Origin of the sequence: Bryocella elongata (genome assembly GCF_900108185.1) — a bacterium.
GTDB lineage: Bacteria > Acidobacteriota > Terriglobia > Terriglobales > Acidobacteriaceae > Granulicella > Granulicella elongata.
The window spans coordinates 582,750-604,253 of sequence record NZ_FNVA01000002.1 but is presented as its reverse complement, the minus strand read 5'-3'; the positions used below and the strand labels follow the sequence as shown (position 1 = coordinate 604,253).

The following is a 21,504-nucleotide window of genomic DNA, read 5'->3' as shown; positions in this document are numbered from 1 at the left end:
CACCTTGGCCAACATCGCTTGCCTAGCGTTTGTCTCGAGCCGGATAATAGCAACATCGGCACGCGAATCGTGTCTATGTCCATGACCATCAACAAGAAGGATTCGCATGTCTGTTTCGGGACACTTGATACTGTGCGTGGACGACGAGAAGGTGGGCCTGCAGGTCCGGCGCCTTCTCCTCGAGCGCTCAGGCTATAGAGTTTTGACCGCACCCGACGGTCCCACCGGCCTCAAGGTATTCGAAGACAATCCCGTCGAAGCTGTCGTCCTCGACTACGCCATGCCCGGCATGCACGGCGGCGAGGTCGCCGCGATGATGCGGCAGATTAAGCCCGAGGTCCCCATCCTGCTCCTCTCCGCCTACCTCGGTCTTCCGCCTGAGATCACTCAGCTCGTGAACGTTTACATGACCAAGGGTGAAGGCGCACCCGCTCTGCTCGACAAGCTCTCCAGCATGTTCCCCGATTCGAAATCGACCGCCTGAGATAGCCCTTGAACCTGAGCAAACTCAACCGGATTCTGCTCCAGACCCTGCTCCTTCCGGTAGTAGCGCTGATGGTCGTCTCCGGCGTGCTCGTATGGCAGATCCTCAGCGCAAAGGCGACCGTCGCGCAGATCCAGCTCGCTGACAACAACATCGCCACCGCGAACTACCTCTCCGCCCTCATCGCCGATCAGGAAGCCGGCATCCGCGGCTATCAGAACACCGCCAACGAAATCTTCCTCCAGCCCTACGACTTCGCCGTCGCTCCCATCCAGGGCAGCTTTGCTCGACTCCACGAAGGCATCGCCGCGCAACATGGCGATACCTCCCAGCTCGACTCGTTGATGGCCGCACATCGCCGCTGGGTCAACACCATCGCCGAACCCATGATCGTGATGGTCCGCAGTGGCGCCGACACACGCGATCCCGGACTCAACCTTCGTGGCAAGGCCTACATGGACAACGTGCGCGGTGCGCTCGCCTCCATCGTCGCCAGTCAGAAGTACCAGCGCACCCTCTTCGTCGATCACTGGCAACAGCAGCTCCGCGATACGCTCATCGGCATCGTCGTCTTCGCTCTGCTCACAGGCCTGCTCATCGGCCTGTTCGCTCGCAGCCGCCTCCATGCCGTCTCCGGAGCCTTTCAGGACTCGCTCATCAAGCTGCGCAACAACGCGCAGTCCACCTTCGAGAACGAGCAGCGTCTGCGTGCCATCCTCGCCGCTATCGGAGACGCCGTCATCGTCTGCGACCCGCGCGGCTCCATCGAACTCGTCAATCCCGTCGCGCAGGATCTCTGCGGCCTCAACCAGGAGTCCGCCACCGGCCGCAACGTCGGCGACGTCTTCCGTCTCCTCGACGAGAACACCCACGATCCCATCCCAACGCCCTTCGAGCAGGTCCGTGATCAGCGCCGCCTCATCGGGCCGTCATCACACGCTCTGCTCGTCCGCCACGATGGCACCGAGCTCCACGTCGATACCAGCGGCGCTCCCATCTATGACCTCAACGGCGACCTCGCGGGCATCGTCCTGGTCTTCCGCAACGTCAGCGAGCAACGCCGCACCCAGGCGGCCCTGCTCGCCAGCGAGAAGCTCGCCGTCGCCGGCCGCCTCGCCGCCACCATCGCGCACGAGATCCACAACCCGCTCGATGCCGTCGTCAACATCATCTATCTCCTCCGCCAGGGCTCCACTCCGGAGGAGGCCGCTCAGTTCCTGGAGATGGCAGCCTCCGAGCTCGACCGCGTCACCCAGATCAGCCGCGCCATGCTCGGCATGTACCGCGAGTCCCGCACACCCGTCGCCGTCGACCTGGAAGAGGTGCTCTCCAGTGTCCTCCTGCTGTTGGAGCGACGCATCTCCGACCAGCAGGTCACAGTCAACGTCACTTACGCTCCTGGCTCTGTCGTCACCGGCTTCCCCGCCGAACTGCGCCAGGTCTTCACCAACCTGCTCACCAACGCACTCGACGTCTCGGCAACAGGAAGTGTCATCGATGTCCGGACCAGGCCCTACAGCCTGCGCGGGGGGCCCGCTGGTTTCGAGGTCACCGTCAAAGACCAGGGCACCGGCATCACGCTGGAAGACATGGCACAGCTCTTCCAGCCCTTCTTCACCACCAAGGGAGAGCAGGGAACCGGGCTCGGACTGTGGGTCAGCCAGGGCATCGTGCACAAGCACGGCGGCTCCATCCACATCGACACCAACGTCACCACCGAGCATCACGGGACCACCATCGCCGTCTTCCTCCCCTTCGGCGCCGCCGTCCTTCCCTCGGAACATGGCTCCGGGATCTAGCCTTAGGCCGCCACCCCGGCGCCATGCAACAGGCGTGTCAGCACCTCCGCCGCCTGCTCACAATCCCCACGCGAGACATCGCGGTGCGTCACCAGACGCACAGCATCCGGGTTGATCGCACTCGCGATAATCCCCTCCGCCTTCAAGGCGGCAACCACAGCAGGCGCCGTGCCCTTCGCCTTCAGGGTGAAGATCACGATGTTCGTCTGCACAGCAGACAAGTCGATCTCCGCGTCCTCGCACGCCGCGACCGTCTCGGCCAGCATCCGCGCATTGGCATGATCCGCCGCCAGCAGCCCCGGGCCTTCTTCCAGAGCGATCAGTCCCGCCGCCGCCAGCACACCTGCCTGCCGCATCGCTCCGCCCATCACCTTGCGCATCGCGCGGGCCCGGTCGATGAACTCCCGCGAGCCCACCAGCATCGAACCCACCGGCGCTCCCAGCCCCTTCGACAGGCAGAACATCACCGAATCGAAACCCCGCGTCAGCTCTGCCACGCTCACACCCAGGTGCGTTGCCGCGTTGAACACCCGCGCTCCATCGAGATGCGTCGGCAGCCCCACACTCTTCGCGCCAGCCCAGATCTCCTCCAGCACCGGCAGCGGCGTGCACGTGCCGCCCGCCATGTTGTGCGTGTTCTCCATCTCGATCAGGCCGGTCTGCGCACGGTAGTAGATCTTCGGCGCAATCGCGCGCTCAATGTCGGCCCACCGCAGCACGCCTCGATCGCCCGGGACCGTCCGCGGCATCACGCCGGAGAAGCTCGTCATCGTCGCCATCTCCCAGTCCAGGATGTGCGCCCGCGACTCGCAGATCACCTCCTGCCCGTGGTGCGTATGCAGCTTGATCGCAATCTGGTTGCCCATCGAGCCAGTCGGCACAAAGATCGCCGCCTCACGCCCAAAGACCTCCGCCGCACGCTGCTCCAGCTTGTTGATCGTCGGGTCTTCGCCATAGACGTCATCGCCCACCTCGGCCTCGGCCATCGCCTGCCGCATCGCGGCTGTAGGCTTCGTCACGGTGTCACTGCGCAAATCGATCACTGTACTCATTCCACTTCTCCCTATCGCAAGTCGCTTCGATGACGGGGGCATCCCCCTCCTCATCGCTCAAGCCCGCAACGCGGGCAACCTGAAACCCTCATACCTCTACAGAAATCCGCATTCGCTCGGCCCAAGCGGTGCAGACCTTGGCCTGCGACAAAACCCAACGTTCCTCTAAACCGCAACACTCTCCAGCAACCGCCCAAACACATCGTTCGACACCAACCGCCCGTGCGACGTAAGCGCCCAACGCTCGCCATCCACCACCATCAAACCGCCCGCAGCCAGCTCCCGCGCGATCCCCGCAGCCTCATCCACCCAGCCTGCATCGAACCGCTGCCGCAACGCCGCGACGCTCACACCTTCCACCAGCCGCAGCCCCAGGAACAGCGCCTCTTCAAAGGCTCCCCGCGCATCCACTCTTGTAATCTCTGCAGGCTCACGACCATCGTACCGCGCCAGCTCATCCGCATTCGCAAACCGCACCGCGCACTCTGGCCCCTGAGCCCCGAGCCCTGGACCCTCGATCTTCAGCATCGAGTGCGCATCCAGCCCGAAGCCGACATACGGCGCCCGCTCCCAGTACTTGCGGTTGTGCTTCGCCTGAAACCCTGCCCGCGCAAAGTTCGAGATCTCGTACTGCCCAAACCCATGCTCCGGAAGGAACGCACAAGCGCGCTCATACATCGCCGACGCCCGCTCCTCGTTCGGCACCTCGGGCGCATAAAACCGCGCGCCGCCGCCCAGCACCTCCGCCCCCAGCCGCGAGCCCTCATCCACCTCGAACAGGTACACGCTCAGGTGATCCAACTCGCTCGCCACCGCCGCGTCCAGCGACCGCTGCCAGCTCGCGTCCGTCTGGTGCGGTAGCCCTGCGATGAGATCCGCCGCGACCTTACCCACACCCGCGCGCCGCAGCCGCGCAATCTCCGCCACGCAGCTCTCACCCGTGTGCGATCGCCCCACCGAGGCCGCCTCGCGGTCGATAAAACTCTGCACGCCCAGGCTCACGCGATTCACGCCCAGCCGCAGCGCCGCCTTCAGCAGTTCGTCCGAAATCTGCCCCGGAGCCGCCTCCATCGTGATCTCCGCATCGGCCGCCACATCAAACTGCCCGCGAATCGCCGCAAGAATCCGATTCAGCTGCGCGGGCTCCAGCAGACTCGGCGTGCCGCCACCGAAGTACACCGTGTCGGCCTTGCGAGGAAGCATCGCCCCAAGCGACTCAGCACGTTTCCCCACCGATCCAATCTCAGCGCACAACGACTCGACATACCGCTCAATCGCAACCGGCGTCCCAACACCCGAAGCAAAGTTGCAGAAGCTGCACTTCGCCCGGCAGAACGGCACCGACACATACACGCCCAAAGCACCGTTCTCCGCGAATTCCGGGCGCAAATCAGCCATATCCCATTCTTTCACGCGGCCTTCGAAGATCGTCATTCCGAGCAGAGCGAGGAACCCCTGTATTTGCGGCTCTCTCCGAGCCACGACGTTCCAGGCAACACCACCACCGCCCTCCCTCCCCACTTCCTTCCGGACATCTCGCCGCGACCCACTAAAATCAAACCAATGCCCGAGACCGCCAGCCCGCAGCCCGATCACGCTCCCACCAAGGGCGACAAGAAGGCCGCGCCTCCCAAACCGGCCACCACCAAGCCCGACGACGATGTCGTCGGCAAGGCCTACGACGGCCGCATCATGCGCCGCCTCGCCGGCTATCTCGCGCCCTACAAGCTCCAGACCGGCGTCTCCGCCGCCGCCATCCTCCTCAAGGCCTTCACCGACATCGCCGGCCCGTTCCTGCTCGCCGTCACCATCGACACCTACCTCGCGCCCGAGGCCGGCAAGCAGCACTGGCTCACGCACTTTCTCAGCAGAACCCCGCTCACCGGCGTCACCGAGATCGCGCTCCTTTACCTCGCCGCGCTCTCCATCACCTTCGGCCTCGAGTTCGTGCAGACCTACCTCATGCAGTGGACCGGCCAGAAGATCATGTTCGACCTGCGCTCGCAGATCTTCCGCCACATCCAGCGCATGCACATCGCCTTCTTCGACCGCAATCCCGTGGGCCGCCTCGTCACCCGCGTCACCTCCGACGTCGACGCGCTCAACGACATGTTCACCTCCGGTGTCCTCGCCATCTTTGAGGACATCTGTTCCCTCTCGTTCATCATCGTCGTCATGCTCTCCATGAGTTGGCCGCTCGCGCTGCTCACCATCTCCGTCATCCCCGGCATCGCCTACGCCACGCACCTCTTCCGCAAGCACGTCCGCGACAGCTATCGCCGCCAGCGCGCCGCCACCGCGAAGATCAACTCCTTCACCCAGGAGTACGTCAGCGGCATGAGCGTGGTGCAGCTCTTCAACCGAGAGAAGCGCGCCTTCCGTGACTTCTCCGCCGTCAATCTCGAGAACAAAGAAGCCTGGACCGACGCGATCTTCGCCTATGCGCTCTACTACCCGGTCGTCGAGTTCCTCGCCTCCATCGCCATCGCCCTCGTCATCTGGCGCGGCGGCATCGCCGTGCTCGGGGCCACGCAACACACCTGGCTCTCGCACCATCTCTACGTCACAGCCAGCGGAGCTTCGGCCTACAGCCTCTTCGGCAACATCGTCACGCTCGGCACGCTCATCGCGTTCATCCGCTACGCGCAGCGATTCTTCTATCCCATCCAGGATCTCAGCGACAAGTTCAACATCCTGCAGGCCGCCATGGCCGCAGCCGAACGCATCTTCAAGCTCATCGACACCGTCCCCGACATCCCCGCCCCCGCGAAGATCATCCCAGGCGACCACTCCGGCCGCATCGAGTTCCGCAACGTCTGGTTCACCTACCAGCAACTCACCACCGACCAAGAAGCCGCCCTGCAACAAATCCGTCGCGAGAACGCCTCATCACAAATCCGTCATTCTGAGCGCAGCGCAGCGGAGTCGAAGAACCCCGAAGCCGCCCATCTCACCTCAACCGCTCAAACCCTTTCCACCTCGAACCCCAACACCCAACAACCAACAACCAACAACTCCCCCGCCGACCACCCCCTCCTCCGCGACATCGAGTGGATCCTCCGCGGCGTCTCCTTCACCATCGAGCCCGACCACACCGCAGCCATCGTCGGCCACACCGGAGCCGGCAAGACCACCATCACCGCGCTCATGATGCGCTTCTACGATGTGCAATCCGGAACCGTCCTCGTCGATGGCGTCGATGTCCGCGAGCAGGACGTGCACGCACTGCGCCTCCGCTTCGGCATCGTGCTGCAGGACTCCTTCCTCTTCACCGGAACCATCGCGAAGAACATCCGCCTCGGCACCGAGTCCATCACCGACGAGCAGGTCGAGCGCGCGGCAGAAGAAGTCAACGTCGCCGACTACATCCGCTCACTCCCCGAAGGCTTCAACACGCCCGTCATCGAACGCGGCGCGACGCTCTCGACAGGCCAGAAGCAGCTCATCAGCTTCGCCCGCGCACTGGCACATCGCCCCGGAATCCTCATCCTCGACGAGGCCACCAGCTCCGTCGACACCGAAACCGAGCTCCGCGTCGAGTCTGCCCTCGCCCGCATGATCACCGGCCGCACCAGCGTCCTCATCGCGCACCGCCTCAGCACCGTCCAGCGCGCCGACACCATCCTCGTCATGCACAAAGGCCAGCTCCGCGAACAAGGCTCCCACCAGCAGCTCCTCGCCCACCGCGGTCTCTACTACAAGCTCTACCAGCTGCAATACAAGGACCAGGAGCTGGCCGCTCTCACGGCAACAGGCTCACCCGCCACCGCCTAAGGTCCTACTGAATCCTGAACCCCAGCACATCCTGCTCTGGAAGATGCTGCGGCATGATGATCTCCAGGCCATCAGCAGCGAGCTTGAACGCCACCGTCGCGCTGCTGCCCAGCAGCTTGACCGACGTGATCGGCTTATCCGGACTCGCCAGCGACGTGATCTTCAGGATCTCGCCCGGCTTCGGCTTCTCCAGCACGAAGGCATACAGGCTGCCATCCTTGCCCACCGTGAACCGGAAGTCGCTCGTCGTGAAGTGATACTCGGCCTGCGGCTTGTTCAGCGCTCCCGTAGGCAGCAGCCGTTGCTTGCCATTCGCATCCAGCGGACCTTCGCCGAACCTCTTCCACGCATGGCTGCCATAGATCGCCTCACCATTGATCCGCATCCATACGCCCATCTCCCGCAGCATCGTGGCTGCGCCGGGATCAATCGCACCCTCGGGGCTGATCGGAATATTCACCGCATACGAGCCATCGCGCGACACCTCTTCCAGCAGATAGAGCTCCAGAGCACGCGAGCTATAGACAATGTCCGGTTTATAGAACCAGTCTCCCGCAGCGTTCTCCCCAATCCAGTCTTGATCGGTCTTGATGTCCTTCGGATACTTGCTCTCCACCGTGCTCACGATGCCGTTGGCCGCATGATGAAACTTGATGATCGAGAACGTATCGACCTTCCCACGCGTCGCCAGCGTGTGGTTGTAGAAGTCTGCGATCACCCGTTGCACGCAATCGCACTTGTAGCCGGTCCCCGTCTTGTCGCCGCTGAACGGCCCCGAAGAGTCGCCATCGGTATAGATAAAGTCAGGGTCGTACTTGTGGATCACGTCCATGATGCGCAGCGACCACCGCGTGGTGTACCAGTGCGCATAGTCGAGATGATCCTGGAAGATGCCCTTCTCCGGGCGGTACTGCACGTTGGCCACATCCTTGTACGCGCGGAGATCGATGCCGTAGAGCAGGCGCGGATCGAGCCCCTCCCACCACTTGCCCTTGCCGTCTGCCAGCGTAAGCCGCGCAGCATCGTACGGCTTGCCCGCGTCGGGCCCGGTCGTATCGCTGCCAAACGCCGGCTGATACCACCACCACGTGTACTCGTGATGGAAAGCCACGCCGAACCGCATGTGCGCTCCATGCGCGGCCTTCGACCACTCTCCTAGCAAGTCCCGATGCGGCCCGACGTTGACCGAGTTCCACGGCTGATACTTCGAGTTCCAGTTGTCGAAGTTATCGTGATGCACACCCTGCACGATCAGGAACTTCGCTCCCGCCTCGTCATACAACTTAACTAGCCCCGCAGGATCAAGCTTCGTCGGGTTCCACGCATGGAGCACATCCATGTAGCCGGTCTGCGACGGTGGCCCGAAGTCGCGAACATGATTTGCATAGGCCGTCGTGCCCGGCTGATAGATCTTGCGCGCATACCAGTCCCCGCTGCGCCCTTCCGCCTGCGGCCCAAAGTGTACCCAGATGCCGAACTTCGCTTCACGCAGCCAGGCCGGTGTGCCGGGATAGTTCTTCGCAATCGACTCCCACGTCGGCTCAAACGGCCCCGCCGCGATGGGAAAGTCCATCTTGACCTCCGCGAAGGTCGCGGGATCCTGCATCGTGATCGAGTTCTCGGGCTGCGTCGCGCGAACCTCCGGCATCGGCGCTGGCGCGGGTAGGGTCTGTCCCTGAACCATTGGAACGCAGCACGCAGCGAGCGAAAACACGATCAGGGAGCGGACAGAGCGGGACATCCTGCAAGGATACCCCGCACCCTTCAAATCCCCGCCGCGCTGTACGATGCCCGCTCTTCGCGGTAGGCTATCCGCTAGTCCCATGTCGAAAATCAAGACCCTCAACTCCCCCCGCCAGGTTCTCTTCGCTTCCCTCGTCGGCACCACGGTCGAGTTCTTCGACTTCTACATCTTCTCCACCGCCGCCGCGCTCGTCTTCCCGAAGCAGTTCTTCCCGGCCTCGAACCCAGCCGCCGCGATGCTGCTCTCGCTCGCCACGGTCGGCGTCGCCTTCTTCGCGCGCCCCATCGGCTCCGCCGTCTTCGGCCACTTCGGCGACCGCATCGGCCGCAAGCGCACTCTCGTCCTCGCGCTCTCCACCATGGGCCTCTCGACGTTCATCATCGGCGTGCTGCCCGGCTACAAGACCATCGGCCTCGCCGCTCCTCTGCTGCTCGCGCTCTGCCGCTTCTTCCAGGGCATCGGCCTTGGCGGCGAGTGGGGCGGCGCCGTCCTGCTCGCTGTCGAGAACGCCCCACCCAACCGCCGTGCGCTCTACGGCATGTTCCCGCAGCTCGGAGCCCCCATCGGCTTCCTCTGCTCCGGCGGCATCTTCCTTCTGCTCTCGCGCGTGCTCTCCAACGCCCAGTTCCTGAGCTTCGGCTGGCGTCTCCCGTTCCTCGCCAGCGCCGTGCTCGTTCTGCTCGGCCTCTACGTCCGCCTCACCATCACCGAGACCCCAACCTTCCAGGCCGCGCAGGCCCGCAACGAGCACGTCGCCGTCCCCCTGGGCGTCGTCTTCTCCCGCCACGCCCGCACCGTCGTCGCCGGCGTCCTCGCCTGCGTCGCCACCTTCGCGCTCTTCTACCTCACCACCGTCTTCTGTCTCTCCTGGGGAACCACCGCGCTGCACTTCTCGCGCAACCAGTTCCTCATCCTGCAGCTCATCTCCATGCTCTTCTTCGCGATCGGAATCCCCATCTCCGCGCTCGCCGCCGAAAAAGGCCGCAAGCGCCTCATGATCGCCATCACCATCGCCATCGCGGCCTTCGGCTTCGTCATGCCGCGCCTCTTCACCACCGACACCCACTCCACCATGGCCATGCTCGCCATCGGGCTGTTCCTCATGGGGCTTACGTATGGGCCATTGGGAACACTCGTCTCCGAGCTCTTCCCCACTGCGGTCCGCTACACCGGAAGCTCGCTCGCCTTCTCCATCGGCGGCGTCATCGGAGCTTCGGCCACGCCCTACGCCGCGCAGTATCTCGCCGGACACAAAGGCCTGCCCTGGGTCGGCTACTACCTCACCGCAGCAGCCCTGCTCACGCTCATCGGCCTGTTCATGATCCCCGAAACAAAGAACCTCGACCTCTCCGTAGCCGCGCCAATTGACTAACCACCAAAGCCGGGTGCCCCGGGTCCCTCAAGGGACCGGGCTAATCTGCCACAGATGCCCGAGGTGAGCAGCCGCATTCCATTCCCAAAAACACAAGGCCCGGTTCCGAAACTTCCGGACCCGGGCCATATCTTCGGGACAACGATACCGTCCCCGCTACACGTCAATGCTGAACTGCGACAAATCGCCATACAGCGCGTGGTACAGCAGCTCGTTCAATGCCAGATCTTCAATCCTTCTCTTCACCTTGGTCTCCTGCTGCACGCTGGGCAAAGCGGCCACTGCCGCCCCGCGATGTGACTGCGTAAGCTCCGTCTCCCGCGTCGCAGGACCGAAGCCAGGTCCAAATGCCAAACTCATCGCGCTCATTACGCCTCTCCTCTCGCGCCAGCCGGCGCCTCCTGGTTCGGGCCCTGTTCGCGCGGTATATGGCATCCCCAACGCGACTTCACGTCGTACTTGAACTGATCCATCCCCGCCTTGAAGCGCTCGCGCTCCTCCGGGGTCATCCCGGCCCAGCGCGCCTTCATGCGGCGCTTCCACTCGCGGCGCTCGTTCCACCTGTTCCCACCCGGAGCGTGCTTGTGGAACCCGCCCAGCAGCAGCTTCGACAGCACCAGCAGGCCCATCGCCTCCCAGTACGTAATCAGCCGCAGGTGGAAGATCGATGGCATCAGCCAGTTCCACAGGTGTTCCACCACCAGGGAGACCAGCGCAAGAATCGCCACGACCATCACACAAATCTTTAGTCCACGCAGAAATCGCATGTACCTACCTCTCTTCCTTCACAATCCCAAAGTCCTTCCGCATCTGCTCCAGGCGCTTGCGCAAATGGAGCACAGCGTATCTCTTCCGTGCCAGCAGCGTGTTCTGGTTGACACCCGTCTCGGCCGCCAGATCCTTGAAGCTGCGGCCCTCAATCTCGTGCGCCACGAACACCTCGCGCTGCGCCCGCGGCAGCTCCGCCAGCGCCTCTTCGATCGCCTCCACCATCACCTTGCGCGCATACGCCGCCTCTGGTCCCGCATCCGCGCTCGGCAGCAGCTCCGCCAGCGACGGCGCATCGGCCTCCAGCCCCGCCGGCTCATCCAGCGATACCGCCTTCTGCTTCCGGAACAGGTCCGTAATCCTGTTCCGCGCCACGCGATACATCCACGCCGTCACCTGCTCCACAGGCTTCATCAGCCGATACGTGGACACCAGCTCGTACAGCACATCCTGCAATACATCTTCGGCATCGCCCGTATCCATCACGCGGCTGCGGATAAACCGGCGCAGGCGCGGCTCGTCGCGGGCGACCGCCTCGGCCACCGCATGGTCCTGCTCGGCGAGCGTCCACTCCGATCCAGCCATTCCGAATTGAGCCTCTGCCACGACCGAAGCCACTTCACCCTCCCGCACCATGAAAGCGAGGAGGTCCGTCCAGCTCAGCCGCGGCTCCTTTGTGCGTCTTCCCTATCGTTAACGAGGCGCCGGGGAGAATATTGCAGAATCCATCCATCCTTTTCGAGGGGGGTCGAAGCGACCCTTCAGAGCGCTCGGGTGGCACTCCCCTGGATGATCGAACCTCCGGAAGAGCCACGCTCTCCTGGCGGAGCTTTGTCAGGGCGGGGCTTCAGCCCCTACATAAACGCCCCACAATCAAGGGCTTCAGCCCCTGAGGCCCACGTTCCTCGACCAACTGATTCCCGTGCAGAGCTGCACTACGCCCGCTCCTCCGCTTCCCCGCAAAGCTTGTCCAGCCGTCGCTGCTGGGCCTCCGGTGTGCGGTAGTAGAACACCGCCAGCAGCCCCTGCCGCCGCTGCGTCGGCGTCATCTTCGCCCATCCGGCGCGTGCCTTCGGTCGCAACCGGAAGGCCTTATCGATCAGCGGAGGCAGCTCCACCTCGGCCTCCATGGTGTTGAGCAGCCGCTCCGCCATCTGCTCGCACCGGCCCAGCTGTGCCTCTTCGCTCTTCACTCCGTGAATCCACTTGCCGATCTCCCGCCGCCACGACTCCGACAGCTCGTCGTAGAACGCCCGCAGGCCCGGCTCCTCGTCCAGCAACGCCGCCAGGGCATCCGGCAGCTCCGCCGGCCGCTCCCCAAGATCAGCCTCCAGCACGAAGTGCGCCATATCCCCCGCGCTCACTCCTGCACCCCGCTGCATCGCCTTGTTCACGAGCAGAAAAAACGCCCCCGCCCCATCCGGAGTCTCTCGTTCGCTCAGACTGCGCACCGGAAACAGCGACGTCCGAAAGGCCGTCCCTTCCCCCTTGGCATGGCGAGACCGAATCGTCCCCTTCACCCGCAGGCGCAGCATCGTCGAGAACGCCTTGTGCACATCGAAGGGCACCCGCGCGATCGTCCATCCCAGGTAACCCGGCGCTCGTTCCAGCGCTGCCTCAAACTCCCGCGCTTCATAAGACGTGGACTCCCCCGCCATCTGCGCCGCCACGCCCGCGCGCTTCGATGCGGACTTCTTCTGCGCCGTTGTCCGCGCCGCGCTCTTCTTCACAGCCTTCTTCGTCAGCGCCATAGACCAGCAATCTTATCTCCGCCTCGGCAAGAAATCTTTCGCAATCTTCCAATCCAATCCACCTCGAGCACCGTTTCCCCAACGAACGCAATCGAGCTGACTTTGACGATCACCACCCAGGCCAATCCTCAAAGTCCGCGATTCATCGAAACGGGAGTGTGTACCTTGCAACCTAAAATCAGCAGCCTGATCGACAAGGCCCTTTCGCGCCGGAGCTTCCTCACCGGCGTGAGTGCAGTAGCAGCGGGAACCGTCCTCGCCGGTTGCGGTGACAACTCCACACCCGTAACCAGCACACCGACCACACCCACCGCACTCACCGACGCCGACTACCTCAACTTCGCTCTCAATCTCGAGTACCTCGAGGCCGAGTTCTACCTCCGCGCCGCTACAGGCAGCGGCCTCGCTGCAGCGGACACCGGCAACAGCACCAGCAAGACCACCGGCGGCGCTGCGGTCTCCGGACTTACCTCCGTGCAGTCGCAGTACATCTACGAGATCGCGCAGAACGAGCTCGACCACGTACGCTTCCTCCGCTCTGCCCTTGGCTCTTCCGCAGTCGCAGCCCCTACCATCGAGCTCACCGCGAGCTTCAACACCCTCGCCTCAGCCGCGGGCCTCGGTGCAAGCTTCAATCCCTTCCTGAACTTCTCCAACTTCCTCATCGGCGCCTTCATCTTTGAGGACGTAGGCGTCACCGCCTATCACGGCGCAGCCAAGCTCCTCACCAGCAAGACCAACCTCACCGCTGCAGCCGAGATCATGGCCGTCGAGGCCTACCACGCCGGCTCCATCCGCTCGCAGATCGTAGCCTCCGGCTCGTCGCTCATCTCTACCGCCAACGCGGTCTCCGGCGTGCGCTCCTCGCTCGGTGGAGGCAACGAGACCACGCTCAGCGCCACCAGCGTCGTCGCCGCCAGCGCCACCACCTCCATTGCCTTCGACCGCACCACCGACCAGGTGCTGCACATCGTCTACGGCACCGGCGGCGGTGCAGGAGTCAAGGGTGGAGTCTTCTTCCCCTCCGGACTCAACGGAAACATCAGCGTCACCGCGGCCTAACGCCAGGAGAACCGGAGAACATCATGCCTACCCTAGAAACACAGCAACTCGATGAAGTCATCGCCAGCAGCCGTCGCCGCATGCTCACCATGGGCGGCGCAGCCATCGCCGGCCTCGCGCTGTCAGCCATCGCCGCCGACGCGCAGACCACCACCCTCACCGACGCCGACTATCTCAACTTCGCGCTCAACCTCGAGTACCTCGAAGCCCAGTACTACACCCTCGCCGTCTCCGGCATGACCATCGACCAGATGGGCCTCGGCATCACCGGCACCGGCACCCAGGGCACCGTCACCGTCAAGGCCGGCGGCTACACCGCCTGCAAGGTTCCATTCGCCAACACCATCGTCCAAAGCTACGCCACAGAGATCGCCCTCGAAGAACGCAACCACGTCTCCTTCCTGCGCAGCGCTCTCGGCACCGCCGCCGTCGCTCAGCCTGCCATCGATCTCGTCAACAGCTTCAACTACCTCTCCACGCTCCTCGGCCTCGGACTCACCTCGTTCGATCCCTTCGCCAACGACATCAACTTCCTCCTCGGCTCCTACATCTTCGAGGACGTCGGCGTCACCGCCTACACCGGAGCCGCCCCCGCGCTCACGGTCAGCGGTAACCTCGACGCCGCCGCCGGAATCCAGGCCGTTGAGGCATACCACGCGGGCATGGTCCGCACCACCATCTACGGCCTCGACCAATCCGCTACCACGCTTGGCGCAGCCGGAACCGCCCGCGCCGTCGCCACCGCCATCTCCAAGGTCCGCGCCTCGGCCGATGGCTCCAACTCCACCACCTCCTCCCGCGCCCAGGGCGATGACATCGGCCTCGGCACGCAGACGGTCGCCCTCAACACCAGCTCCAGCTTCACCGCCTCCACCCTCGTAGACGCGTCCACCACCGGCTCCATCAACGCCGCCGGATCCACCGGCACCGCCGGCTCCCTGGTCTTTGCTCGCACCGCGGCCCAGGTCCTCGGCATCGTCTACGCCGGAGGCACCACCACCAGCAATCAGGGCTTCTTCCGCGCCGGTCTCAACGGCAACGTCAAGTAAGCCCGCATTCAGTTCCGCTTATCCCGGCACGCACCCGGGTGCCCCGGGTCCCTTCAAGGGACCCGGGCTTTTCTTGTGCCCTCAAGCCGCAACCCAACTGGCATCTGGTATCTGAAAACCTGGCAACTGAAACCCAACCCGAAACTCGAAACTCAAAACTCGATCATCCCTATTCCCCCAGCCCACCAGCGCATCCAACTGCCGCGACCCGCCGTGACCCCCTACACAATTCCCACCACCCCTCCCAGCTACACTTGAACCATCAGCACGCCGACCAATCCGCGCATCTTCCTCTCCGCCGGGGAAGCCTCCGGCGACGCCTACGGCGCCACCCTCATCGCAGAGCTCAAGCGACGCATTCCCGCCGCCACCTACACCGGCCTCGGAGGCTCCGCCATGGCTCGCGAAGGCCAGCAGCAGACCGTCCGCGCCGAAGACGTCGCTGTCATGGGCATCTCCGAGATCGTTCGCCACATCCCGAAGATCTACGCCAGCTATCGACGCCTCGTCCGCTCCATCAAGCGCGACCGCCCCGGCGTCGCTGTCCTCATCGACTTCCCCGACGTCAACTTCCGCCTCGCCAAACACCTCAACCGCGCCGGCGTACCCGTCATCTGGTTCGTCTCACCCCAGCTCTGGGCCTGGAAGCGTGGCCGACTCCGCTGGGTGCAGGAGCGCGTCTCCAAGATGCTCGTCATCTTCCCCTTCGAGGAGCAGTTCTACCGCGAGCGTGGCGTCGACGCCGAGTTCGTCGGCCACCCCCTCCTCGAGGCCGTCGAGCAGGCCCGCCACTTCGCCAATCCCGTGCTCGAAACCCGCGAAGGCTTCGCCGACGCCCACAACCTCGACCCCAACAAGACCTGGATCGCCCTGCTCCCCGGCTCCCGCTGGAAGGAGATCCGCGCCAACCTCCCGGCCATGCATGAGCTCGCCATGAGCGATCTCATCCACGCCGCCGCCGATAATACCTTCGCCAACGGCACCCACCTCGAGCTGCCCGTCAACCCCGCCGCGCACACCCGCTTCGAGTTCCTGCTGCCCGTCGCCTCCACCATCGATCCCCGCAAGCTCGCCGACTTCCTCGCCGAGCTCAATCGCGGGCACCTCAAGTACTTCGGCCCCGAGGCCGCAGGCATTCGCCTCACCCTGCTCACCGGCCCCGACGCCGCACGCCAGGCCCTCGAGCACGCCCGCGCCTCCGTCGTCGCCAGCGGAACCGCCACGGTCCTCGCCGCCATCGTCGGCAATCCCTTCGTCGTCGTCTACCGAGTCTCACCGCTCACCTTCGCGCTCGCGAAGAAGCTCGTCGAGTACCCCGAAGAGATGAAGCTCCGCCGCGACCGCGACGGCCTGCTGCCCGTCTCCATGGTCAATCTCATCGCCGGACGCCGCATCGTCCCCGAGCTCCTCCAGGACAACTTCAGCGCCGCCAACGTCGCCTCCGCGCTCTCGCCGCTACTCGTCGACTCCCCCGAGCGCGAAGCCCAGATCGCCGCCCTCGCTGCCGTCCGCGCCCAGCTCGCCGCTCCCACCCCGGCCGATGCCATCTCTCGCCTCGCCGACGCCGTCGTCACCGCCCTCAATTAGCAACACCCCGGGTGCCCCACATCTCGATTTTGAGATGTGGGTCTGCCAGGAGCATTCACCCCGCTACAACGCAGATCTCCTTCACCCACCGCCTCAACCGAAGCCGTACAATCATCGTCTAAGTAGGTGTCTTACGGGGCACGCCCGGCGTCGTTTCGGCTGGCGCGACGCGCCCCGCGGGCCAAGGAAACCCACCCCATGCTGAATCCCTTCAAGCCGAAACCCGGCCGCGTCCTCGCCCTGTTGAGCCTCTGCGCCACTGCGGCTCAACTGCGCGCCGCCATTCCCGTGCGCGCTCAGATCGACGTCACCGGCTACGTGATCCACACCGACCTCGATCCCGCCACCGGCCGCATGAACGCCACCGCCGCCGTCACCTTCACGGCGCTCGACGATCTCAACGTCGCCGTCTTCGGCCTCAACAACGGCCTAGCCGTCAGCTCCATCACCGATGCCACCGGGGCCGTCCTCACCAGCGAGCGCAACGTCACCGACTCCACCATCCGCGTCACGCCCTCTGCCATCCTCGCCAAGGGCTCCTCCGCGACCTGGAACTTCACCTACGCCGGCGCGCCCTCCGTCACCACGTCTCCCGTCGATGGCATCAAGTTCCTCCAGATCACCGACCCCGTCAGCATCCTGCTCTACCCCGGCCGCTGGTTCCCCATCTCCATGCCCGGCCTCTTCACCGACCGCTTCACGATGGACCTTCAGGTGACCGTCCCCACTGGCGAGCGCGTCGTCGGCAGCGGCGGCGTTGGCGGCGAGAAGAAGCTCCCCGGTGAGCGCTCCGAGTACGACTTCAAGTGGGACAAGCCCGGCTTCGCCGGCACCATCGTCGCCGGCAAGTTTCTCGCCCCCATCACGCCCCCCGGCATCCCCAACATCCGCGCCTTCGTCACCAAGGCCAACGAAACCCGCGCCAAGGACATGGCCGTCACCGTCGCGCGTGAGTTCGAGTTCATGACCACCGCCTTCGGTCAGGCCCAGTCCGGCCGTCTCGAGATCGTCGAGCTCCCCGCCGACTCCGTCTCCGCCTTCTGGGCGCCCGAGATCATCGCCATCCGTCCCGACCGCGCCAACACCCGTCTCCTCGCCAACACCGTAGCGCACCAGTGGTGGGGCTCGCAGGTCTCCCCCGCGACCCTCAACGACGCCTGGATCACCTTCGGCATGGATCGCTACGCCGAGCTGCTCTACATCGAAGAGCAGAGCGGCAAGACGGCCATGCAGAACGCCGTCAACGACTCCGAAGCCGCTGCCCTCGCCTACGACACCGAGCCGCTCAGCACCCTCGGCCGCACCGATCCCTTCTCGCCCCAGTTCCAGAACATGGTCCTCGACAAGGGCGCCATGGTCTTCCACATGCTCCGCTGGGAGATGGGCGACGACCAGTTCCTCGCATTCTTACGGGGGATTCTCAGCCAGTATTCCGACAAGAGCGTCCGCACCGCCAACGTCAAGCAGGTCGCCGAAGCCGCCTCCAAGCTCGACCTGACCTCCTTCTTCTCGCAGTGGGTCGAAGGAACCGGCGCCCCCAGCTTCGGCGATAACTTCCAGGTCTATCGCCTGGGCAAGGGCAAAGGCTTCCGCACCGTAGGCTCGGTCACGCAGGACCTCGACCTCTTCTCCATGCCCGTCGAGCTCCGCATCGAGACCGAAGGCAAGACCGAGGACCGCCGCGTCGACCTGGCCGGCACCGAATCCCACTACACCGTCGAGACCTTCGGCCGCCCACGCCACATCATCCTCGACCCCGACAACTGGCTGCTCAAGACCACACCCGATCTGTCAGTAAAGGTAGCCGTCCTTCGCGGCCAGCAGTCCGTCGCGCAGGGCGACCTCCTCGGCGCCATCGCCGAATATCAGAAAGCCCTCGCCGAAGACCGCGGCAGCTCCCTCGCCAACTACCGCCTCGCCGAGATCTTCATGATGCAGCACAACTACCAGGCCGCCGCCAACAGCTTCCGCGACGCACTCCGCGGCGATGGCGAACCGAAGTGGACCGAGGTCTGGTGCCACATCAACCTCGGCAAGATCTTCGACATCACCGGCCAGCGCGAACGAGCCGTCAACGAGTACCGTCTGGCCGTCCAGACCAATGACAACACCCAGGGCGCCATCAACGAAGCCCGCTCCCTCATGGCTCATCCCTTCAAGCGCGACGAAGAGGCCAGCGGCAGCTAGCTCTCAGCTGTTGTCGTTGCGATCATCCTCCAGGAGGATCTGCCCCAACAAACGTGCCCCTGCCGCCCGAAACGCCTTTCCTCAAACCTCATACCTATTCCCCTCATACCTCTACAGAACACCTCACCGAATCCCACCCCGCCACAAGATCCAGCGCCCGCACAACGTCACCCGCTGAAACCCCAAAACCCAACAAAAAAGGCACAGCCGAAGCCGCGCCTTACTCACTGTTCTGCTGTTCTGCGAATCAGCTGTTCTGCTGATTCTTGACCAGCATCGGCTCCAAACGATCCTCCACAATCTCCGAAGAGATCGACATCGCCGCAAAGAACGCCTGCGCCGCACGCAGCGCCGCCTCCGTCACAAACTTGCTGCGAATAATCTCCACCGGCGCCGACACCAGGTTCGTCCGGTAAGGCGCATCAGGATCGCCCGGCTTCACCCCCACACACTGCGCCGCACGATACGTGCAGCTCGCCAGGTCCGTGATGCTCAGCGCCCGCGTCGGGATCAGTAGCAGCGTCCGCGGCGGAGCCATGCGGTCCAGCAGCGACACGATCTCCAGCTTCGACTCCAGCTCATCCGGCACAAAGTCGATCGCCAGGTCCGCATCGTGTACCGCGTCCTCGACTGTCGACACGTAATGCACGCCCGCCAGGTCGCCCAGAGCCTCCTGCGCATGACGCAGCTTCACCGGCATCACGTCTTCGAGATACACCGTAAAGCCCGCACGAGCCGCAGCAGCGGCCAGGGCCCGGCCCTGGTCGCCCGCGCCAATCACAGCAATCGTCTTTACGGAGATGCCGGACGTCGCGCCCATCGCGGGCGCTACTCCTTCGCTGCAACAGCAGTAAACGCAGTCACAACGCCTTCGTAGCTCGGCTCGGACTTCTGGATATGCTCCAGCACCCGCTGCTTCTCTTCCGCCGTCAGCGTAGGCAGCACGGTGAGAATGCGACGCAGGGTCACCGAAATATCGTCAAAGTAGTTCATCGTGCGGATCGCTTCACCGGACAGTGGCACTGGGGGAATCTCCTTGTTCTTCTCCCTAGTGTAGAGCAGCCGCCTGTGCGGCAACACCCCGCTGACGCGAAGCGCCAACGGCGAAGCCGCTACCCGCGCAGCGGCTAACGCGAAGCGCTACTCCGCCTTCACCCAGCCATCCCGGTCCGTCATCTCCATCACCGCCGCCAGCCGCGACGCATGATCCGGCCGCAGCGCACCCATCGGGTACCGCCACGCCCAGTTCCCCTCCGCCGCCGCCGGGCGATTCATCCGCGCCGCCGTCCCCAGCTCCAGGATGTCCTGCAGCGGGAAGATGCACAGCGTCGCCACCGACGCCGCCGCCGAGCGGATCATCGACCACACAATCTCGTGCTCCGGATTGATCGGCCCCAGGTATGCCTGCACGTTCGCCCTCTCACCATCATGCAGGTCGTCGACCCACCACCCCAGCGTCGTGTTGTTGTCGTGCGTGCCCGTGTACACCACCGTGTTCGGCACAAACTTGTGCGGCAGGTACACATGCCCTCCGCGATCCCCAAAGCCGAACTGCAGAATCCGCATCCCCGGCATCCCGAAGTGCTCCCGAAGCTCATCCACCTCCGGCGTGATGATCCCCAGGTCCTCCGCGATAAACGGAAGCTCCCCAAAGACCTCACGCAGCCGCTGAAACAACGCATGCCCCGGAGCCTTCACCCAGCTCCCATTGATCGCAGTCGTCTCCGTCGCCGCCACCGACCAGTACGCTTCAAAGCCCCGGAAGTGGTCCAGCCGGATCGCGTCATACAGCGCCAGCGAGCGCCGGATCCTCGCCACCCACCAGTCGAACCCACGCTCTTCCAGCAGCGACCACTTGTAGAGCGGATTGCCCCACAGCTGCCCCGTCGCCGAGAAGTAGTCCGGCGGTACGCCCGATACCCGGATCGGCTTCCTCAGCTCGTCCAGCTCGAAGATCTCCGGATGCGTCCACACGTCCGCCGAGTCGTAGCTCACAAAGATCGCCACATCGCCCAGGATCTTCACCTTGCGCTCGGCGCAGTACGCTCGCAACGCCTGCCACTGCTCGGTGAAGAAGAACTGCACCACCTGCTCAACCGCCAGCTCCCGCCCAGCCTCGTTCAACAGCGCCGTCAACGCATCGCTTTGCCGGAACGCGTACGCCTCCGGCCACGTGATCCAGCTCGCATAGCTGAACCGCCGCCGCAGCACGCTGTAAAACGCATAGTCCGTCAGCCAGGAGATGTTGTCCTTGCAGAACGTCTGGAAGCGCGCCTTCTGTTCATCGCTCGCACGATCCAGGAAGTTCGCCGCCGCCTCTTCAATCAGCGGAAGCTTCGTCGCATACACCGTCCCGAAGTCCACATCGCCTTCGTGCCCGGCCAGCCCCGCAATGCGCTCCGCAGAAAGCCAGCCATCGCGAACCAGCAGCTCCAGGCTGATCAGCAGCGGATTCCCCGCAAACGCCGAGATCGCCGAATACGGAGAGCTGCCATACCCCGTCGGGCTCAGCGGCAGCACCTGCCAAAGCCTCTGCTTCGACGCTGCAAGAAAGTCGACAAAGCCATAAGCCGCCGGGCCAAAGTCGCCAATGCCGCCATACGATGGCAGCGAAGTAACGTGCAACAGCACGCCGGACAGACGTTCAGGGTCCAAAGGACCTCCTTCGTGAGCCCCACAAGCTCACCCTGCGTTCGACGCGCAGACCGGCGGCGGAGATGCTGCATTCATTCCACCGAAACTTCGCAACAGATGCAACATACGCGATGAAGTGCGATCCGCCGCGAAGCAGCCCCATGGCAACCCGATACCCGATACCCGAAATTGTCATCCTGAGCGATGCCGAAAGAACCTGCCACATCCCTCGTAGCCGAAG

At 64.2% G+C, this 21,504-nt stretch carries 18 protein-coding genes; 8 read left to right on the top strand and 10 right to left on the bottom strand.

The window, feature by feature from the left end; translation table 11 throughout:
• Positions 1–106: 106 nt before the first annotated feature.
• Positions 107–484: a response regulator gene (locus C4S68_RS08850; RefSeq protein ID WP_103932669.1), complete on the top strand. Its 378-nt coding sequence runs from the start codon at positions 107–109 to the stop codon at positions 482–484.
• A gap of 8 nt (positions 485–492) precedes the next feature.
• Complete coding sequence (locus C4S68_RS08845; protein WP_103932668.1) at positions 493–2,283, top strand: ATP-binding protein; 1,791 nt, start codon at positions 493–495, stop codon at positions 2,281–2,283.
• A gap of 2 nt (positions 2,284–2,285) precedes the next feature.
• On the opposite strand, the gene C4S68_RS08840 is transcribed toward C4S68_RS08845, so the two are convergent.
• Together C4S68_RS08840 and hemW are read right to left on the bottom strand one after the other, a co-directional pair.
• Complete coding sequence (locus tag C4S68_RS08840; RefSeq protein ID WP_103932667.1) at positions 2,286–3,335, bottom strand: threonine aldolase family protein; 1,050 nt, start codon at positions 3,333–3,335, stop codon at positions 2,286–2,288.
• 165 nt (positions 3,336–3,500) lie between these two features.
• Complete coding sequence (gene hemW / locus C4S68_RS08835; protein ID WP_103932793.1) at positions 3,501–4,733, bottom strand: radical SAM family heme chaperone HemW; 1,233 nt, start codon at positions 4,731–4,733, stop codon at positions 3,501–3,503.
• Between the two features lie 165 nt (positions 4,734–4,898).
• Between hemW and C4S68_RS23595 the strand changes: the two genes are divergently transcribed.
• Positions 4,899–7,109 carry an ABC transporter ATP-binding protein gene (locus tag C4S68_RS23595; protein ID WP_235011465.1) on the top strand — a complete coding sequence of 737 codons (2,211 nt, stop codon included), beginning with the start codon at positions 4,899–4,901 and terminating at the stop codon, positions 7,107–7,109.
• Positions 7,110–7,113: 4 nt separating this feature from the next.
• Here C4S68_RS23595 and C4S68_RS08820 read toward each other — a convergent pair whose 3' ends face one another.
• A complete protein-coding gene (locus C4S68_RS08820) occupies positions 7,114–8,793 on the bottom strand; it encodes an alpha-L-fucosidase (protein ID WP_200821511.1) in 1,680 nt (559 codons plus the stop codon).
• Between the two features lie 139 nt (positions 8,794–8,932).
• Here C4S68_RS08820 and C4S68_RS08815 point away from each other — a divergent pair, with 139 nt between their 5' ends.
• A complete protein-coding gene (locus tag C4S68_RS08815) occupies positions 8,933–10,225 on the top strand; it encodes an MFS transporter (RefSeq protein WP_103932665.1) in 1,293 nt (430 codons plus the stop codon).
• Between the two features lie 156 nt (positions 10,226–10,381).
• Here the strand turns inward: C4S68_RS08815 and C4S68_RS08810 are convergent, their stop codons facing one another.
• The 4 genes from C4S68_RS08810 to C4S68_RS08795 form a co-directional block, all read right to left on the bottom strand.
• Positions 10,382–10,585 (bottom strand): hypothetical protein, encoded by a 204-nt coding sequence (locus C4S68_RS08810; RefSeq protein ID WP_160115071.1) that lies wholly within the window; start codon positions 10,583–10,585, stop codon positions 10,382–10,384.
• An 8-nt stretch (positions 10,586–10,593) separates the two neighbouring features.
• On the bottom strand, positions 10,594–10,959 hold the full coding sequence (locus C4S68_RS08805) for a hypothetical protein (RefSeq protein ID WP_200821510.1): 366 nt from the start codon (positions 10,957–10,959) through the stop codon (positions 10,594–10,596).
• A gap of 37 nt (positions 10,960–10,996) precedes the next feature.
• Positions 10,997–11,611 (bottom strand): RNA polymerase sigma factor, encoded by a 615-nt coding sequence (locus C4S68_RS08800; RefSeq protein ID WP_235011464.1) that lies wholly within the window; start codon positions 11,609–11,611, stop codon positions 10,997–10,999.
• A gap of 317 nt (positions 11,612–11,928) precedes the next feature.
• Positions 11,929–12,744: a YdeI/OmpD-associated family protein gene (locus tag C4S68_RS08795; protein WP_235011463.1), complete on the bottom strand. Its 816-nt coding sequence runs from the start codon at positions 12,742–12,744 to the stop codon at positions 11,929–11,931.
• 165 nt (positions 12,745–12,909) lie between these two features.
• On the opposite strand from C4S68_RS08795, the gene C4S68_RS08790 reads away from it, so the two are divergent.
• The 4 genes from C4S68_RS08790 to C4S68_RS08775 all read left to right on the top strand — a co-directional run bounded on the left by C4S68_RS08790 (position 12,910) and on the right by C4S68_RS08775 (position 18,629).
• On the top strand, positions 12,910–13,806 hold the full coding sequence (locus C4S68_RS08790) for a ferritin-like domain-containing protein (protein ID WP_200821509.1): 897 nt from the start codon (positions 12,910–12,912) through the stop codon (positions 13,804–13,806).
• 23 nt (positions 13,807–13,829) lie between these two features.
• The gene (locus C4S68_RS08785; protein ID WP_103932663.1) at positions 13,830–14,855 is read left to right on the top strand and encodes a ferritin-like domain-containing protein; all 1,026 of its coding nucleotides are present in this window, start codon (positions 13,830–13,832) and stop codon (positions 14,853–14,855) included.
• 261 nt (positions 14,856–15,116) lie between these two features.
• On the top strand, positions 15,117–16,442 hold the full coding sequence (locus C4S68_RS08780) for a lipid-A-disaccharide synthase (protein WP_103932662.1): 1,326 nt from the start codon (positions 15,117–15,119) through the stop codon (positions 16,440–16,442).
• Between the two features lie 198 nt (positions 16,443–16,640).
• On the top strand, positions 16,641–18,629 hold the full coding sequence (locus C4S68_RS08775) for a M1 family aminopeptidase (RefSeq protein ID WP_103932661.1): 1,989 nt from the start codon (positions 16,641–16,643) through the stop codon (positions 18,627–18,629).
• Positions 18,630–18,876: 247 nt separating this feature from the next.
• Here C4S68_RS08775 and C4S68_RS08770 read toward each other — a convergent pair whose 3' ends face one another.
• The 3 genes from C4S68_RS08770 to malQ all read right to left on the bottom strand — a co-directional run bounded on the left by C4S68_RS08770 (position 18,877) and on the right by malQ (position 21,284).
• On the bottom strand, positions 18,877–19,449 hold the full coding sequence (locus C4S68_RS08770; RefSeq protein ID WP_103932660.1) for a 3-hydroxyacyl-CoA dehydrogenase NAD-binding domain-containing protein: 573 nt from the start codon (positions 19,447–19,449) through the stop codon (positions 18,877–18,879).
• Positions 19,450–19,457: 8 nt separating this feature from the next.
• Positions 19,458–19,652: a hypothetical protein gene (locus tag C4S68_RS08765; protein WP_103932659.1), complete on the bottom strand. Its 195-nt coding sequence runs from the start codon at positions 19,650–19,652 to the stop codon at positions 19,458–19,460.
• 117 nt (positions 19,653–19,769) lie between these two features.
• Positions 19,770–21,284 carry a 4-alpha-glucanotransferase gene (malQ, locus tag C4S68_RS08760; RefSeq protein ID WP_103932658.1) on the bottom strand — a complete coding sequence of 505 codons (1,515 nt, stop codon included), beginning with the start codon at positions 21,282–21,284 and terminating at the stop codon, positions 19,770–19,772.
• Positions 21,285–21,504 lie beyond the last annotated feature (220 nt).

What these genes read in the sequence shown, in the direction of transcription:
- C4S68_RS08850 (WP_103932669.1), top strand. Translation starts at nt 107, where the DNA reads ATGTCTGTTTCGGGACACTTGATACTGTGCGTGGACGACGAGAAGGTG.
- C4S68_RS08840 (WP_103932667.1), bottom strand. Translation starts at nt 3,335, where the DNA reads ATGAGTACAGTGATCGATTTGCGCAGTGACACCGTGACGAAGCCTACA.
- hemW (WP_103932793.1), bottom strand. Translation starts at nt 4,733, where the DNA reads ATGGCTGATTTGCGCCCGGAATTCGCGGAGAACGGTGCTTTGGGCGTG.
- C4S68_RS23595 (WP_235011465.1), top strand. Translation starts at nt 4,899, where the DNA reads ATGCCCGAGACCGCCAGCCCGCAGCCCGATCACGCTCCCACCAAGGGC.
- C4S68_RS08820 (WP_200821511.1), bottom strand. Translation starts at nt 8,793, where the DNA reads ATGGTTCAGGGACAGACCCTACCCGCGCCAGCGCCGATGCCGGAGGTT.
- C4S68_RS08815 (WP_103932665.1), top strand. Translation starts at nt 8,933, where the DNA reads ATGTCGAAAATCAAGACCCTCAACTCCCCCCGCCAGGTTCTCTTCGCT.
- C4S68_RS08810 (WP_160115071.1), bottom strand. Translation starts at nt 10,585, where the DNA reads ATGAGTTTGGCATTTGGACCTGGCTTCGGTCCTGCGACGCGGGAGACG.
- C4S68_RS08805 (WP_200821510.1), bottom strand. Translation starts at nt 10,959, where the DNA reads ATGGTCGTGGCGATTCTTGCGCTGGTCTCCCTGGTGGTGGAACACCTG.
- C4S68_RS08795 (WP_235011463.1), bottom strand. Translation starts at nt 12,744, where the DNA reads ATGGCGCTGACGAAGAAGGCTGTGAAGAAGAGCGCGGCGCGGACAACG.
- C4S68_RS08785 (WP_103932663.1), top strand. Translation starts at nt 13,830, where the DNA reads ATGCCTACCCTAGAAACACAGCAACTCGATGAAGTCATCGCCAGCAGC.
- C4S68_RS08775 (WP_103932661.1), top strand. Translation starts at nt 16,641, where the DNA reads ATGCTGAATCCCTTCAAGCCGAAACCCGGCCGCGTCCTCGCCCTGTTG.
- C4S68_RS08770 (WP_103932660.1), bottom strand. Translation starts at nt 19,449, where the DNA reads ATGGGCGCGACGTCCGGCATCTCCGTAAAGACGATTGCTGTGATTGGC.